General features: G+C 72.1%; 14 protein-coding genes. 7 read left to right on the forward strand and 7 right to left on the reverse strand.

Annotated elements, in window-relative coordinates; genetic code table 11:
- Positions 1–74: 74 nt before the first annotated feature.
- Complete coding sequence (locus ACIBK5_RS26230) at positions 75–551, reverse strand: hypothetical protein (protein WP_399023035.1); 477 nt, start codon at positions 549–551, stop codon at positions 75–77.
- A gap of 1,200 nt (positions 552–1,751) precedes the next feature.
- Entirely contained in the window at positions 1,752–2,717 is a 966-nt protein-coding gene (locus tag ACIBK5_RS26235; RefSeq protein WP_399023037.1) for a pirin family protein, read from the reverse strand.
- 139 nt (positions 2,718–2,856) lie between these two features.
- Here ACIBK5_RS26235 and ACIBK5_RS26240 point away from each other — a divergent pair, with 139 nt between their 5' ends.
- Genes ACIBK5_RS26240 through ACIBK5_RS26250 form a run of 3 tightly spaced genes read left to right on the forward strand, consistent with a single transcriptional unit; the run spans position 2,857 to position 4,192 of the window.
- A complete protein-coding gene (locus ACIBK5_RS26240; protein ID WP_399023039.1) occupies positions 2,857–3,339 on the forward strand; it encodes a MarR family winged helix-turn-helix transcriptional regulator in 483 nt (160 codons plus the stop codon).
- The gene (locus tag ACIBK5_RS26245; protein WP_399023041.1) at positions 3,336–3,782 is read left to right on the forward strand and encodes a MarR family transcriptional regulator; all 447 of its coding nucleotides are present in this window, start codon (positions 3,336–3,338) and stop codon (positions 3,780–3,782) included. The genes ACIBK5_RS26240 and ACIBK5_RS26245 overlap by 4 nt, the downstream gene beginning before the upstream one ends.
- A 50-nt stretch (positions 3,783–3,832) precedes the next feature.
- Positions 3,833–4,192 carry a tetratricopeptide repeat protein gene (locus ACIBK5_RS26250; protein ID WP_399023043.1) on the forward strand — a complete coding sequence of 120 codons (360 nt, stop codon included), beginning with the start codon at positions 3,833–3,835 and terminating at the stop codon, positions 4,190–4,192.
- A gap of 66 nt (positions 4,193–4,258) precedes the next feature.
- Here the strand turns inward: ACIBK5_RS26250 and ACIBK5_RS26255 are convergent, their stop codons facing one another.
- Positions 4,259–5,668, reverse strand: coding sequence for a PepSY-associated TM helix domain-containing protein (locus ACIBK5_RS26255; protein ID WP_399023045.1), 1,410 nt, complete (start codon positions 5,666–5,668; stop codon positions 4,259–4,261).
- A 178-nt stretch (positions 5,669–5,846) separates the two neighbouring features.
- On the opposite strand from ACIBK5_RS26255, the gene ACIBK5_RS26260 reads away from it, so the two are divergent.
- Complete coding sequence (locus ACIBK5_RS26260; RefSeq protein WP_399023047.1) at positions 5,847–6,491, forward strand: peptide deformylase; 645 nt, start codon at positions 5,847–5,849, stop codon at positions 6,489–6,491.
- 142 nt (positions 6,492–6,633) lie between these two features.
- Positions 6,634–8,226, forward strand: coding sequence for an ABC-F family ATP-binding cassette domain-containing protein (locus ACIBK5_RS26265; RefSeq protein WP_399023049.1), 1,593 nt, complete (start codon positions 6,634–6,636; stop codon positions 8,224–8,226).
- A gap of 184 nt (positions 8,227–8,410) precedes the next feature.
- On the opposite strand, the gene ACIBK5_RS26270 is transcribed toward ACIBK5_RS26265, so the two are convergent.
- A complete protein-coding gene (locus tag ACIBK5_RS26270) occupies positions 8,411–9,838 on the reverse strand; it encodes a dihydrolipoyl dehydrogenase family protein (RefSeq protein ID WP_399023051.1) in 1,428 nt (475 codons plus the stop codon).
- Positions 9,839–9,957: 119 nt separating this feature from the next.
- Here ACIBK5_RS26270 and trxA point away from each other — a divergent pair, with 119 nt between their 5' ends.
- Positions 9,958–10,344, forward strand: coding sequence for a thioredoxin (gene trxA / locus ACIBK5_RS26275; RefSeq protein ID WP_391112718.1), 387 nt, complete (start codon positions 9,958–9,960; stop codon positions 10,342–10,344).
- A gap of 188 nt (positions 10,345–10,532) precedes the next feature.
- Here trxA and ACIBK5_RS26280 read toward each other — a convergent pair whose 3' ends face one another.
- The 3 genes from ACIBK5_RS26280 to ACIBK5_RS26290 form a co-directional block, all read right to left on the reverse strand.
- Entirely contained in the window at positions 10,533–11,969 is a 1,437-nt protein-coding gene (locus ACIBK5_RS26280) for an aldehyde dehydrogenase family protein (protein ID WP_399023053.1), read from the reverse strand.
- 246 nt (positions 11,970–12,215) lie between these two features.
- Entirely contained in the window at positions 12,216–13,265 is a 1,050-nt protein-coding gene (locus ACIBK5_RS26285; protein ID WP_399023055.1) for a LacI family DNA-binding transcriptional regulator, read from the reverse strand.
- An 81-nt stretch (positions 13,266–13,346) separates the two neighbouring features.
- Entirely contained in the window at positions 13,347–14,015 is a 669-nt protein-coding gene (locus ACIBK5_RS26290) for a TetR/AcrR family transcriptional regulator (RefSeq protein WP_399023057.1), read from the reverse strand.
- A gap of 130 nt (positions 14,016–14,145) precedes the next feature.
- Here ACIBK5_RS26290 and ACIBK5_RS26295 point away from each other — a divergent pair, with 130 nt between their 5' ends.
- Complete coding sequence (locus ACIBK5_RS26295) at positions 14,146–14,709, forward strand: NADPH-dependent FMN reductase (RefSeq protein ID WP_399023058.1); 564 nt, start codon at positions 14,146–14,148, stop codon at positions 14,707–14,709.
- The last annotated feature ends 152 nt before the right edge of the window (positions 14,710–14,861 follow it).

Raw genomic sequence — 14,861 nt, forward strand, 5'->3', positions numbered from 1 at the left:
CGGCTCCGCAGGCAGATGGCATCGACGACGAAGCCGACGAGAGTCTGTAGCTCCGCACGCAGCGTTTCGAGTGGTCAAATGCCAGAGCGCGGATCGTTTACGAGCGTGGAGGCGACCTCGTGAAACTCCTTCAGAACGTCAAAGAATCCGGTCCTACCCCACAGCGTCAGCCCCAGAACGGCGACACCCACAGCGGTTATGTGCACGGCCCCTGAGAGATCTCGGCACGACACCGCGCGCATCGCCGACTGGTCGCCGCGAGCCCAGGCCCGGGTTGCCTCGCCCACGGCGAACTCATAGTGAGGCGGGGCCGAAGTGGCGAGCTCGTCGGCCTGGCGTACCAGGTCGTCCAACGTCCACGACTTACCGGTCAGCTCCATGATGCTGATCGTGGAGCGCAACAGACCGTTCAGGATGGCGTACACCTCGATCGAGCCGCCCGGGTCCAGACCCTCCAGCGCCTCTCGGACCGCGATGCCGTCGTGATCCGTGTAGCCCCGGACAACGTTCAATGCCCGATCGCGGGAGGTCTCGTGTGCTGCATCGCTCATGGGACTCACACTATGGACGTCAGGCTGGGCCTGAATCGGTCTCTTGGCGCAACGCACCTCGGAAGAAAGCACTAGGACCTACGGCCGCCCCCTCAGCGTCCATCTTGAGGTCACCGTGGCGTGCTTCGACGACTGCACCTCCCCTCTCTATTGCGAAGACCGTCACCGGAGGCACGGTTGAGGGACAGAGCATCCACGGCGCACATCTACGATGTCGGCCTCCGTGAGGGGGCGATGCGGATCGTGATGGACACCGGTAAGCCGACTCGGGGTGGCGGAGGATCTGGGTATCCGTCCCGGGACACTGCAGTGGGTAGTCGCGCCAACCTCTGCGCCTGAGACGAGCAATTGCGGTTGCTGGTTGAATCCATTCGCCACTGGGCACACATTCTCGGACGCGAAGTCAATCACCAGCGGATGGCTCTGCCGTCGCGCCACGAGTTCGGCTGTGCGGGCCTTCTTCTCGGCCACTGCACTGGCCCGCTGTGCCGGGATTCGAGCCTGCCGTGACTCGGCCGACGCCGGGGCACGACTTCCGACTCCGCACGATCTTGGACCAGCCCGCGGGTCCACCATCACACCCTCGATCCCAGAGAGCCAGCGTTCGGGCAGCCAACCATCTGCCCCGTACGGTCCCGCTCGCTCCCAATCCCTCGCACCGCAGCCCCAGCATGACCCGAACCGGCGCCGCCAGACCAAGATCCGGACCACCCCCTGGCAAAGGCTGCGTCAACTACCGATTTGCCTGGTCAGCATAGGTACAGCTGCTGTACCACCAGCAGACGAAGAACCTGCTAGCCCCTCTCCGGCGCAGCGCTTTTCGGATCAGACACAAGCGGCGCTGCCGACAGACAGCCGTGACGTCGAACCTTATAGAACTTCAACAAGGCGAGAGCGTGAGCGACGCCGTCCCTCCACAACGCCTGACCCGACCGCCAGCCAGGTCAGCATCGGTCCGGACGTCACCGACCCTGCAGGCGCCTACACATGCGCTGAAGCTGGGGAACGGACCTCGCATCCCAGCCTGACAAGGCGTCAGCAAAGTCAGCATTAGGTCAGCAAGAGTCCTGCCACAGCTACCCACAGAGAGCCACACCATGGAACCGCCAACCGCACCGGCCTGAGCAGCCTGCTGTTGGACGCCTTCCGGCAAGACCGTCTTCCGACCTGCGGCCACCAATGCTCACGCGTTTCAGCAGGTCAGCGCGCCCTGCCTCGCGGCTTCAACGGCACGGCCGGCAGCTCCGGAGAGGGCAGCGGGGCGCCGTCGTAGCCCTTCACCTCGCCGAACCGTGTCCCTTCCGTCCAGTCCTGCCGAGCCTGCACGATCTCCTCCTGCGACCGTCCGATCCAGTTCCAGAACATGATCAGCTCCTCCTCGAACGGCTCGCCGCCCAGGAGCATCAGGCCCGCGTCCGACTCCGCCCGCAGAGGCAGTTCGCTGCGGCCGCAGCCGAGGTAGAGCATCGAGCCGGGCAGGACCGGGACGCCGTCGACGTGGGCTTCGCCGGACATGGACAGGACGGCGTACTCGAAGTCCGGTTCCAGGGGCAGGCGCACGTCCGCACCTCGGGTCAGGGACAGGTCGGCGCCGACGATCGGGGTGAACGCCGTGCCGGGCGAGGTCGCGCCGTCGAGGTCGCCGAGGATCAGCGTGGCCTCGATGCCGGGTGCCGTGACGACCGGCAGGTCGGCGTGGTGTTCGAAGCGCGGGTCGGTGTGGCGGTGGCCGTCCGGGAGGGCGACCCAGAGTTGCGCGCCGTGCAGGAAGCGGGCGTGCGGGCGAGGGCTCTCCTCGGAGTGGCTGATCGCCCGGCCGGAGGTCATCAGGCCCAGTTCGCGGGGGCGGATCGTCTGGAGGCTGCCGGTGGAGTCGCGGTGCAGCACCTCCCCCGCGTGCAGCCAGCTCACCGTCTGAAGACCCATGTGCGGATGCGGCGGAACCTGCATGCCGGGTTCGTCGGCGATGTCGTCGGGGCCGTAGTGGTCGACGAAGCACCAGGCCCCCACCATCCGGCGGCCGAGGTTGGGCAGCAGCCGGCGGACCTCGCTGGACTCGCCCAGTTTGACGCGCCGAGGACTGAGGAGTTCCCGCACCGGCTCCGCCACCACGAAGCCCCGGCCACCGCACAGAGCGGGGGCCGCCTCGCGCTCAAGATTGCTCATGGCCACAACCTAGTCCGGCGGGAGGTCTCGCGTCAGCGCGTCGCCGCGCCACTGCGTCATCCGGGCGGGCGGCCGCCCCCAGGGGGCGACCCTTCGAAAATAGTAGCCATGTATATAGTAGCTATGTACTGTATCGGTCATGAGGAATGGTTCCGAAGGCGCGACGCCCGGGTTCCTGGTGTGGCGGCTGTCGATGAAGTGGCGGGTGGCCGTCGACCGGGCCGTCGCCCCACTGGGGCTGACGCATGCGCAGTACTCGCTCATGGCCTCGCTGTACGGCATGCGGCGTTCGGGCGAACGGCCCAGTCAGCGCCGGCTCGCCGACCACACCGGACTCGAGCCGCTCTACGTGTCGAAGCTCGCCCGCGCACTGGAGGCCGCCGGCCTCCTGGAACGCACCCGGGACCCGCGCGACCCGCGCGCGGTGCAGCTCGCGCTCACCGAGCAGGGGCGCGAGGTCAGCGCGCGGGCGATCAGCGTCGTACACGGGCTGCTTCAGCAGCTCCTGGAGCCGCTCGGCGGTCTCGACAGCGCGCGTACGAGGGAGTTCGCGCGCGACCTGACGGCCTTGCTCGACGCACCTCTTGATCCCTTGCGCGAGAACGAGAAGGAGCAGTCATGACCACCACCACACCCCTGGTCGGCCCCCGCGTCGTCGCCCTGGCCCACTACGCGGGCCGCGCGATCCTCGAGAACGTGCTGGCCCGGCACGGCGTCACCTTCCAGCAGTCCGTCGCCCTCCGCCTCGCGGCCGTCGCCGAGGGCCCGGTCGGGCGGGAGCGGCTCGCCGACGGGGTCACCGGCGCGCTGAAGATCGACGCGACGGAGGTGCACGCCGTGATCGACGAGCTGATCGCCGCGCGGCTGCTGACCGCGGACGAGGCATCGGACGTGCGGATCACGGATGCCGGGCGGGAGCTCTACGACAGGACCTCCGGCGAGACTGCGCCCATCACCGCCCGGATCTACGAGGGCATTCCGGCGGAGGACCTGGCCGTCGCCGGCCGGGTGCTGAGCCTGATCACCGAGCGGGCCGACGCCGAGCTGGCAGCCCTGACCAAGTAGTGGAATATTGAACCAACCCGCTCGGTTGTCGGCCTCGAAGGAGGCCACGAGTGAACACGATCCACGACGCCACGTACTACGGCCACGGGACACCGACGGAGCGCTGGGAGCGCGCGCAGTCGTTCTTCGACGCCAAGGACTACGCCGCCGCCGCGCGCGTCCTGGCGGGGCTGGTCGAGGAGGTGCCCGAGCAGACCGGGCCGCGGCTGCTGCTGGCGCGTTCCTACTACCACTCGGCCCAACTGTGGCGTGCGGAGACCGAGTTGCGGACGATCGTCGAGCGTGACCCCGTCGAGCACTATGCCCGGCTGATGCTCGGCCGCACGCTCCAGCGGCAGGGGCGGTACGAGGAGGCGGAGTCGCATCTGCGGATCGCCTCGGCGCTCGCGGGTGACTTCGAGCAGCGCTGACTGTCGGTGATACGAGCGGTGCCCGGCTCCTTTTGGAGCCGGGCACCGGTGACAGAGGGCCGTCCGCTACCGCGCCGGCGTCCCGGCTCCGTACGACCGCCGTCCCCGCCGGTGGGCGATCTCGCCCAGCACGATGTCGACGGCGAGGAAGACCGCCAGCGGGATTCCGAACAGCGGCAGGAAGTAGCCGAGCACGGCGACCCCGGCGAGCAGCGGGACCAGGATCTGCGGCGGTACCTGCTGCCAGGCGCCGCGCGGGATCGGCCGGCCGAAGGCGGAGCCGCGGCCGCGCTGCCACCACATGCGGTAGCCCCACACGATCAGCAGGATCAGGGAGAGCGTGAGCAGCATCAGGACGATCTGGTTGGCCAGGCCGAACAGGATGCCGGTGTGCAGGTCGATGCCCCACCGGGTGAGCTTCGCGAGCACCGGGTAGTCGGCGAACCGCAGTACGTCCATGACCTCGCCGTTGGACGGGTCGATCGCGACGGAGTCCTGCTTCTCGGGCCAGCTGCGCTGCACCTGCTTGACGACGTACGCCGAGGTCGCGTCGGCCGGCGGCACGATCTCCACCGGGTCGCCGAGGCCCTCGGCCCGCGCCGCCGCCAGGACCTTGTCCAGGCCCACGCCGTGCGCGGCGTCTCCCGCCTGCCCGGCCGCGGAGCCGTGGCCGGAGTGTTCACCGCCCGCCGCCGCCGACACCGACGGCGTGGCGTGGCCCAGCGAGGTGCGCAGCTCGTCGATGTTGGCCCCGGCGTAGGCCGACCAGGTGAGACCGGTCGCCGAGAGGAAGAAGAACCCGGCCGCCGCCCAGACGCCGACGCTGCCGTGCAGTCCGAGCGTGCGGCGCCGCCCGTTCGTCCCCCGCACCTTGCGCAGGGCACGGCGGCGGGAGAACCACAGCACCAGCCCGCCGGCCGAGATCACCCAGAGCCAGCTGGCCGCCAGCTCGCTGTAGTGCCGCCCTGTCTCGCCCAGATGGAGATCCCGGTGGAACTCGTCGATCCAGGTGCGCAGCGGCAGCGCGCCGGTCGAGCCGTACTGTTCGAGGGAGCCGCGCACCTTCGCGGTGTAGGGGTCGACGAACACGGCGAGCGCGTGCCCCTCGTCGACACCCGGGACGCCGGACAGCATGACCCTGGTCGTCGCGTCCGCCTCGGGTGAGGGGCGTACGGCCGAGATGGTGCCCTCGGGGTGGGCCTCGCGGGCGGCGGCCACCTGCTCGCTGATCGGCAGCTTCCGCTCGCCGACGGGGACGGTCAGTTCATGGTCGTACACGATCTTCTCGGCCTGGAACGAGGCGGCGTACAGCAGGCCGGTGACGGCGGCGACGAGGAGGAACGGCGCCACCAGCACCCCGGCGTAGAAGTGCAGGCGAAGCACCAGCGGGCGCAAGGGGGCCCAGCTGCTCTTCGGCGGTGCCGGGGTGGCTGGCTGCGGGGCCTCGTCCGTGGTGGTCGAGGGAGCGGTGGTCATCGGCGGGCTTCTCCGGGGGACGTCTTCTTGGCCGTTGCGGTGCGGTGGTGATCGTTCGTTCGCGAGGCGGTGGTGGTTGTTGCGGTGCAGTAGTCGGAGCGGCGGGGCGTTCAGTTCCCGACGAGTGCATGTGACGTGCGTCACGCGAGCGGGGAGGGGGCCGTGTCATCCTGACGCGATGGGAACTCCGAGTCATCGCGCACCGCTGGCCGAGCGGGTCGAGGAACTCCTCGCGGAAGGCGTCCCGTTGACCATCGTCGCCGCCGGGGACCCGGTGCTGCGGCGCGGCACCGAGCCGTACGACGGTCAGCTGGAGCCCGCGCTGCTGGCCCGGTTCGTCGAGGCCCTGCGGGTCACGATGCACGCCGCCCCGGGGGTCGGCCTGGCGGCGCCCCAGGTCGGAGTGCCGCTCAGGATCGCGGTGATCGAGGACCCCGCTCCGGTGCCGGAGGAGGTGCGTCTCGCGCGCGGGCGGGTGCCGCAGCCCTTCCGGGTGCTGGTCAATCCCGTCTACCAACCCGCCGGCGACGCGCGGGCCGCGTTCTTCGAGGGCTGTCTGAGCGTGCCGGGCTGGCAGGCGGTGGTGGCGCGCCACGCCGAGGTGCGGCTGACCGGGCAGGACGAGCACGGGCGCGCGCTGGACGAGGTGTTCTCCGGCTGGCCCGCGCGGATCGTGCAGCACGAGACGGACCACCTCGACGGCTTGCTGTATCTGGACCGGGCCGAGCCGCGTTCGCTGTCGTCCAACCTGGCGATGGCGGAGCGCTGGGCTCAGCCGACGCCGGAGGAGGCCGCGCGGGCCCTCGGGTTCGAGCTGCCGTAGGGCACGGAAAACCGGAGGCGCTCCGCAGGGCGCCTCCGTTACCGTGCCCCCCATGTCTACGCCCCGAATTTCCTAGCCGAGGACCCGCTTCCACACCACCCGTGTGTCCTCTGCCTGGAAATCTCGTTCGGAGCGTTTTCTCATGATCACCGTTCGTGACGTCGACGTGCGCGTGGGCGCGCGCCTGCTGCTGTCCGGCGTCTCCCTCCACGTCTCCCCCGGCGACCGCATCGGCCTGGTCGGCCGTAACGGCGCGGGAAAAACCACCCTGTTGCACACCCTGGCGGGCGTCCTGCGGCCCGCCGCCGGAACCGTCGCCCGCACCGGCGACGTCGGCCATCTCCCGCAGGACTCCCGCGCGGCCGACCAGTCGGCCATCGTCTCCGACCGGATCCTGTCCGCGCGCGGCCTGGACCGCGCCGTACGGGCGCTGCGCCGCGCCGAGGCCGCGATGGCCGACGGCGCGGAGCGGTCGATGAACGCCTATGTGCGGGCCGAGGCGGAGTTCCAGGCGCGCGGCGGCTACGCGGCCGAGGCGGAGGCCGCCCGGGTCGCCGCCGGGCTGGGGCTGCCGGCGGGTCTGATGGACCGGCGGCTCAGCGCCCTGTCTGGCGGTCAGCGCCGGCGCGTGGAACTGGCCCGCATCCTGTTCGCCGGGCACGGCACCCTGCTGCTGGACGAGCCGACGAACCATCTGGACGCGGACTCGGTCGCCTGGCTGCGCGGGTTCCTCGCGAGCCATCAGGGCGGTCTTGTGATGATCAGTCACGACACATCCCTGCTGGCCGGTACCGTGAACCGGGTGTTCCACCTGGATCCGGGACGGGCCGCACTGGACGTCCACAACACCGGCTGGGACGCCTATCTGGCGCAGCGGGACGCCGACGAGCGGCGACGGGCGCGCGAGCGGGCGAACGCCGAGCGCAAGGCCGCGTCGTTGCACGCCCAGGCCGACCGGATGCGGGCCCGGGTGGCGACCGCGGTGGCCGCCCGGAACATGGCCCGGCGCGCCGACCGTATGCTCGCCGACCTCGAACCGGCCCGGCGCGCCGAGAAGACGGCCAGGATCCGGCTGCCCGAGCCGGCGCCCTGCGGCCGGATCCCGCTCGGCGCCGTGAGCCTGACCAGGTCGTACGCCGGGCAGCACGTCCTGCGGGGGGTGGATCTGGCCGTCGACCGGGGCAGTCGCGTGGTCGTGCTCGGCCCCAACGGCGCGGGAAAGACGACCCTGTTGCGCATCCTCGCGGGTCAGGACGCACCCGACAGCGGCCGGGTGGTCCACGGGCACGGGCTGCGGCTCGGCTACTTCGCCCAGGAGCACGACACGCTGGACCCGGAGCTGACGGTGCGCGAGCACCTGGCCGGTGCCGCCCCGCACCTCGCCGACGGCGAAGTCCGCCAGGTGCTGGGCTCGTTCCTGTTCACCGGCGACGACACCGGCAAGCGCGTCGGCGTCCTCTCCGGCGGCGAGAAGACCCGGCTCGCCCTCGCCGGCCTGGTGCACTCGGGCGCCAACGTCCTGCTCCTGGACGAGCCCACCAACAACCTGGACCCGGCCTCCCGCACCGAGGTCCTGGCCGCGGTGGGCACCTACCCGGGCGCGATCGTCATGGTCACCCACGACGAGGGCGCGGTGGACGCGCTGCGGCCGGACCGGGTGCTGCTGCTGCCCGAGGCGGAGGAGGACCTGTGGAGCGACGACTACCGGGAGCTGGTGGTGCCCGCGCACGCGTGACCCGGCCCCGGCGGCCCGCGGCCTCCGCGCGAGCCCGGAGGGGGCGGAACCATCACGGGTGTGCCCCGGCCCGGCGACCGGTGGCCGCTGGACGGGCACAGCCGCCCGCCCAGGGGGACCGGGTGCCCCGTCCCGGCGGCCTGTGCCGCTGGGCGGGCACCGCCGGCCGGCCCGGCCGGGCCGGTCAGGCGTCCCGGTACGCCTCCAGCAGCCGGAGCCACACCTCGCTGATCGTCGGGTAGGACGGGACCGCGTGCCACAGACGGCTGACCGGGACCTCTCCGGCCACGGCGATCGTCGCGGAGTGGATCAGTTCGCCGACGCCCGGGCCCACGAGGGTCACTCCGCGCAGGATCTCGGCCTCGAGGTCGACCACCATGCGGGCGCGGCCCTTGTAACCGTCGGCGTAGAGGCCGGCCCCGGCGACGGTGGACAGGTCCACGTCGACGGCCTTCACGCGGTGGCCGGCCTGTTCCGCCTCGGCCAGGGAAAGGCCCACCGCCGCGGCCTCCGGGTCGGTGAAGACGACCTGGGGGACGGCGGCGTTGTCGGCGGTCGCGGCATGGGCGCCCCAGGGCTCGGCGAGGAGGGTCTCGCCCGTGGCCCGTGCGGCGATGGCGGCGCCCGCGACGCGCGCCTGGTACTTGCCCTGGTGGGTGAGCAGGGCCCGGTGGTTGACGTCGCCCACCGCGTACAGCCAGTCATGGCCGGTGACGCGGAGGCTGTCGTCGACCGGCAGCCAGGAGCCGGGGTCCAGGCCGATCGTCTCCAGGCCGATGTCGTCGGTGCGCGGTGCGCGGCCGGTGGCGAAGAGGATCTCGTCGGCCTCGATGCGGTCGCCCGTGTCGGTGACGGACACGACGATGCCCTCGCGGGTCACCGACTCGACCGACGTGCCGGTGCGGACGTCCGTGCCGGCCTCGGTGAGCGCCTCGGCGATCAACTCTCCGGCGAAGGGCTCCATCCGGGGCAGGAGGCCCTTGCCGCGGACCAGCATGGTGACCTCGGAGCCGAGGGCCTGCCAGACCGTGGCCATCTCGGTGGCGACCACACCACCGCCCACCACGATCAGCCGGCCGGGCACGCTCGGGGAGCTGGTGGCCTCCCGGCTGGTCCACGGCTTGACCTCGTCGAGTCCTGGCAGCTCGGGCAGGGACGCGCGGCTGCCGGTGCAGACGGCGACGGCGTGCCGGGCGGTCAGGACGTGCTCGGCGCCGTCGGGGCCGGTGACCGTCACCGTACGGGGGCCGGCGAGCCTGCCGTGGCCGCGGAACAGATCGGCGCCGGTGCCGTCGAGCCACCGGACCTGACCGTCGTCCTTCCAGTGGGAGGTGTAGTAGTCCCGGTGGGCCAGGACGGCGGAGGCGTCGAGGGGGCCCTGGACCGACTGGCGCAGGCCGGGTACGCGGCGGGCCTCGGCCCGGGCGATGACCGGCCGCAGCAGGGCCTTGCTGGGCGTGCAGGCCCAGTACGAGCACTCGCCGCCGACCAGTTCGCTCTCCACGACCGCGGTGGTCAGACCGGCCGCGCGGGTGCGATCGGCGACGTTCTCCCCCACGGGCCCGGCCCCGAGCACCACGACGTCGTACACGTTGGTTTCCGTTTCCGTCATGGGGTCAGTCTGGTGGGTGGTGTGCGCCCTGGCCACACGGGTAGGGGCGCGGAATACGTACCAGGTCGGCCGTGTTGTGCCGACGGTTTGCCCCCACACCAGGAAGAGGGATTTACACCATGAGCAGCACCGTGGAGCTCACCAAGGAGAACTTCGACCAGACGGTCACGGACAACGAGTTCGTCCTGATCGACTTCTGGGCCGACTGGTGCGGGCCGTGCAAGCAGTTCGCCCCGGTGTACGAGAAGGCGGCGGGCGAGAACCCGGACCTGGTGTTCGGCAAGGTGGACACCGAGGCTCAGCCGGAGCTGGCCGCGGCCTTCGGTATCCAGTCGATTCCCACGCTGATGATCGTCCGCGACCAGGTCGCCGTGTTCGCCCAGCCGGGTGCCCTGCCCGAGGCCGCTCTGACCGACGTCATCGGCCAGGCCCGGGGCCTGGACATGGACGAGGTCCGCAAGGCCGTCGCCGAGCAGCAGGCCCAGCAGCCGCAGGGGACCGAGTAGGCCGCCCGGGGCAACGGAAGCCCCCGAGCAGCCGGGCCGGACACGACCCAGGGTCGTGTCCGGCCCTTTGCCGTGTCCGGCCCGGAAGCCCTCTCCGGCCCCGAAGGTCGCACCCGGCCCGAAGGTCACACCCGGCCCAGAAGTCGCGCCCAGCCCAGAGGTCGCGCCCGGCCCAGAAGGGGTACGGCCTAGAAGGGGTACGGGGCCACGTCTCCGCGTACCGTCGTCCAGCGCAGTTCGGTGAAGGCCTCCAGATTGGCCTCGCCGCCGAAGCGGGCGCCGGTGCCGGAGGCGGCCACCCCGCCGAACGGCGCCACGGCCTCGTCGTTCACGGTCTGGTCGTTGATGTGGACGATGCCGGTCGGTATACGGTCGGCGAGGTCCAGACCGCGGGCCGGGTCCCGGGTGACGATGCCCAGGGAGAGGCCGTACGGGCTCTGCGCGGCCAGGGCCGCCGCCTCGTCGGCGGTGCTGAAGGAGCGGACGGGCGCCACCGGGCCGAAGACCTCCTCCGTGTACGCCGGGGTGTGGTCGTCGACATGGGCGAGGACGGTGGGCCGGTAGAAGAGCCGGTCGTGCGTGCCGCCCGCGGCGATCTTGGCGCCCGCCGCCCTGCTGGACTCGACCAGGCCGCTGATCTTGGCGAGCTGGCCGGAGTCGATGATGGGGCCGAGGTGGACCTGGTCGCGGTACGGGTCGCCGACGGCGAGGGAGTCCGCCTTGGCGGCCAGCCGCTCGACGTACTCGTCGTACAGGGACGCGTGCACCAGATGGCGTCCGGTCGTCATGCAGATCTGGCCCTGGTGGAAGAACGAGCCCCAGGCGGCGGTGGAGATCACCGCGTCGAGGTCGGCGTCCGCCAGCACGATCATGGCCGAGTTGCCGCCCAGTTCCAGGTGCGCCCGCTTGAGATGACGGCCCGCGGCCTCGCCGACGGCCCGCCCCGCGGCGGTGGAGCCGGTGAAGGAGACGACCGGTACGCGCGGGTCGGAGACCAGGGCCTGTCCGGCGTCCGGACCGCCGGGGAGCACATGCAGCAGGTCCTGCGGGAGGCCCGCGGCGGCGAAGACCGCGGCGAGGGCCAGACCTCCGCAGACCGCGGTGCGCGGGTCCGGCTTCAGCAGGACCCCGTTGCCCAGGGCCAGGGCGGGCGCGACGGAGCGGATGGACAGGATCAGCGGGGCGTTGAACGGTGAGATGACGCCCACCACTCCGGCCGGGACGCGGCGCGTGTACGACAGGCGCGGCGCCTCGCTGGGCAGGACCTGGCCGGCCGGGCGGGAGGCGAGCGCGGCGGCCTCGTAGCACTCCTGGGCGGCGACGTGCAGTTCGAAGTCGGCCTTGCCGGGGACGGAACCGGACTCGCGGACGATCCATTCGCGCAGTTCGGCGGCGTGCGCGGTGAACAGGTCGCCGGCCTTGCGGAGTACGGCGGCGCGGGCGAAGTGCGGGGCGCGGGCCCACTCGCGCCGGGCGGCGGCCGCGCGCCCGGCTGCGGCGCCGACGTCCTCAGGGGTGGCGAGGGCGAGGGTGCCGAGGGCCCCGCCGGTGGCGGGCTCGGTGACGGCGTACCCGGGCCCCGCCAGGGCGTACGGCTGCCAGGTCCTGGTGTCGAGCAGGGGCATGACGGCTCTCCGATCGATCGGTCACCGGCGTACGGGAGGTGCGAACTCCCGGCAGAAATGGGCCGGTTCGGCGGTCACAGGGCGGGGCGCGGCGATCCGGGGCAGCCGTGTGTGCTGCGACCGCGTTCGCACGCGCCCCCATTTTGTTGATGATGCAACATCCTAGTCATGCGTGGGGCGATGACCGGTGCCGCCTGCCTGCCGGATGATTCCGGCCGTGCGCCGGGGAGTTGTCTTCCCGCCGGGTCAACTCGAGTCGCGGTGCAGCACCGTCGCGCCCAGCACCTTGTGGGTCTCGGGCTCGGTCCCGGGCTTGCGCACGGCTCGGTCGACCAGTTCGGCGAGTTCACGGCCGGAGGGCAGTTCCAGGTGGACGGTGCTCAGCCGCGGCCGCAGCAGCCGGCCGAGCATCAGATCGTCGGCGCCGACCACGGCCGTCTCCTCCGGGATGCGGACGCCCTCGTCCTGCAGGGCTCGCATCAGGAGCATCGCGTACTCGTCGTTGTAGGTGAACACGGCGTCCAGGCCGAGGGTCCGCCAGCGGGCGGCGAGGCGCGCGGCGGCCTGTTCCTCGTGGGCGAGGGGCAGTTCGGTCACCGTGGCGTCGGTGCCCCGCAGGGACTGGCGTACGCCGTCCAGCCGGGGCGCGGAGAACGCCTCGAGGCCGGGCTCCTGCGGTACGACGACGCCGATCCGGCGGCGGCCGCGGTCGTAGAGGTGGGCGCCCGCACTGTAGCCGACGACATCGTGGTCCATGAGCAGGGCGTGCGCGCCCTCGATGGTCTCGGGGCCGAGGGTGACGACGGCCCGGGCCCCGGAGCGCTTGAGCACGGCCACGCCGCGCGGACCGAGTCCGGAACCTGGCACCAGCACGGCCACGGGCCGCAGTTCGGCCCAGGCGCGGGCGGCGTCGTCGCCGTGCGGGGCGCCGGTGCCGTACTGCACGACCGTGTAGTCCAGGCCGCCGAGCGCGACCTGGAGGTCGGTGAGGAACCGGCTGTAGAGCGGGCCGACGGGGAAGGTCGGCGCGGGGATCAGGACCATGCGGCTGTGCCCGGCGCGCAGGGAGCGGGCCGCCGCGTGCGGCACGTACCCGAGTTCCTTCGCGGCCTGGTGGACCCGGCGGCGGGTGGGCTCGCTGATCCGTACGGCGCTGGTGTTGTTGAGGACGTAGGAGACGGTCGCGCGCGAGACGCCGGCCAGGCGGGCCACATCGGCGCTCGTGGGCACGGAGCGCATCGGTGCGGGGGACGGGGGCGCGGGCGTTTTCGGTATCTGCACCATGACGTACGGCATCTTGGCAGAAGCCTCAATGCGCCCTTCCGGCGGGGGAGTTGTGACGAAGCCGTGAGCGTTCACGGAGGGCGGCGGGCGCCTCTAGGGCGTGGATTCCGCGCCAGTCAGCCGGTCGACCAGGTCGGTCCACGCCTCTTCGAGGCGCGTCAGGGGAATCCCGCACTGCTTGGTCAGATGGTGGATCAGGGCCGGGTCGAGCTGGCCCATCAGCGTGTGGGAGAGGAGTTCGCAGTCCGCGTCGGGGACCGCCTGCCGCAGGAGCATGGCCATGTGGTGACGCAGCACCCGGCGGGCGGGGACGACGAAGCGGCGGTTCGCGCCCGGCTCGGCGGCCAGCTGCAGCTCCAGCTCGTCGATCGACCGGCGGAGCATCGCGCGGCCGAACGCCCGCAGCCGCTCCACGGGCGGCGCGCCGGGTCCGAGCGGCGGCGGGCCGCTGAGGAACGCGGCCTGGAACTTCTTCTCGGAGTGGTCGAGCAGCGCCGTCAGCAGGCCGGTGCGGTCGCCGAACCGGCGGAAGACCGTGCCCTTGCCGACGCAGGCCGCCGCGGCCACCGCCTCCATCGTGACGGCGTCGGCCCCGCGCTCCGCCACCAGCCGCCCGGCGGCCTCCAGCAGCCGGGCCCGGTTGCGCGCGGCGTCGGCCCGCAGGCACGGCTCGTCGGCCTCCGGGCTGGTCTCGAGCTGGAGCAGCTCGGGAAGGGCGACGGGCTCCTGGGGCGTCGGGAAGGGCGGCGGGGCGGTGGACATGAAGCCAGCGTAAAGCATCGGGAACAAAACTGGACCGCGGTCCGGTTAGGATGCTAGAACATTAAACGGACCTCGGTCCGGATCGTAACGGCTGTGTTTCGCAGCAGTCTTTCTCTATGTGGGAGTCAGCATGTCTGTTCGCATCCTCGCGCTCGTCGGCAGCCTTCGCGCCGGGTCGCACAACCGCCAGCTCGCCGAGGCGGCCGTCAAGCTCGCCCCCGAGGGTGCCGAGGTGAACCTGTTCGAGGGCCTCGCCGAGATCCCCTTCTACAACGAGGACATCGACGTCGAGGGCACCGTTCCGGCCGCCGCCGTGAAGCTGCGCGAGGCCGCAGGCGCGGCCGACGGCCTGATCCTGTTCACGCCCGAATACAACGGCACCATCCCGGCCGTCCTGAAGAACGCCATCGACTGGCTGTCCCGCCCGTACGGCGCCGGTGCCCTCAGCGGCCTGCCGGTCGCCGTGGTCGGCACCGCCTTCGGCCAGTTCGGCGGTGTCTGGGCGCACGACGAGACCCGCAAGTCCGTCGGTATCGCCGGCGCCAAGGTGCTGGAGGACGTCAAGGTGTCCATCCCCGGCTCGCTGACCCGCTTCGCCGAGACGCACCCGGCCGACGACGCCGAGGTCGCCGCGCAGCTGACCGAGGTCATCACCCGTCTGCACGGCCAGGCCACGGAGCCGGCCGCCGCCTGACGCGTCGCACGACCGGTGCCAGGGAGGGGCGGGGGGGGGGGCCGGCCCCCCCCCCCCCCCGGGGGGCCCCCGGGGGGGCCCCCCCCGGGGGGGGGGGGGCGCGCCGCGGGGGGGGGGGGGGCCCCCCGGGGGCCGCGCGGCCCCGCCCCCCC

It is taken from the genome of Streptomyces sp. NPDC050546 (genome assembly GCF_044457425.1).
Classification (GTDB): Bacteria; Actinomycetota; Actinomycetes; order Streptomycetales; family Streptomycetaceae; genus Streptomyces.

Excerpts from the sequence above, each read along its gene's own strand:
- ACIBK5_RS26230 (WP_399023035.1), bottom strand. The coding sequence starts at position 551 with ATGAGCGATGCAGCACACGAGACCTCCCGCGATCGGGCATTGAACGTT.
- ACIBK5_RS26235 (WP_399023037.1), bottom strand. The coding sequence starts at position 2,717 with ATGAGCAATCTTGAGCGCGAGGCGGCCCCCGCTCTGTGCGGTGGCCGG.
- ACIBK5_RS26240 (WP_399023039.1), top strand. The coding sequence starts at position 2,857 with ATGAGGAATGGTTCCGAAGGCGCGACGCCCGGGTTCCTGGTGTGGCGG.
- ACIBK5_RS26245 (WP_399023041.1), top strand. The coding sequence starts at position 3,336 with ATGACCACCACCACACCCCTGGTCGGCCCCCGCGTCGTCGCCCTGGCC.
- ACIBK5_RS26255 (WP_399023045.1), bottom strand. The coding sequence starts at position 5,668 with ATGACCACCGCTCCCTCGACCACCACGGACGAGGCCCCGCAGCCAGCC.
- ACIBK5_RS26260 (WP_399023047.1), top strand. The coding sequence starts at position 5,847 with ATGGGAACTCCGAGTCATCGCGCACCGCTGGCCGAGCGGGTCGAGGAA.
- ACIBK5_RS26265 (WP_399023049.1), top strand. The coding sequence starts at position 6,634 with ATGATCACCGTTCGTGACGTCGACGTGCGCGTGGGCGCGCGCCTGCTG.
- ACIBK5_RS26270 (WP_399023051.1), bottom strand. The coding sequence starts at position 9,838 with ATGACGGAAACGGAAACCAACGTGTACGACGTCGTGGTGCTCGGGGCC.
- trxA (WP_391112718.1), top strand. The coding sequence starts at position 9,958 with ATGAGCAGCACCGTGGAGCTCACCAAGGAGAACTTCGACCAGACGGTC.
- ACIBK5_RS26280 (WP_399023053.1), bottom strand. The coding sequence starts at position 11,969 with ATGCCCCTGCTCGACACCAGGACCTGGCAGCCGTACGCCCTGGCGGGG.
- ACIBK5_RS26285 (WP_399023055.1), bottom strand. The coding sequence starts at position 13,265 with ATGCCGTACGTCATGGTGCAGATACCGAAAACGCCCGCGCCCCCGTCC.
- ACIBK5_RS26290 (WP_399023057.1), bottom strand. The coding sequence starts at position 14,015 with ATGTCCACCGCCCCGCCGCCCTTCCCGACGCCCCAGGAGCCCGTCGCC.
- ACIBK5_RS26295 (WP_399023058.1), top strand. The coding sequence starts at position 14,146 with ATGTCTGTTCGCATCCTCGCGCTCGTCGGCAGCCTTCGCGCCGGGTCG.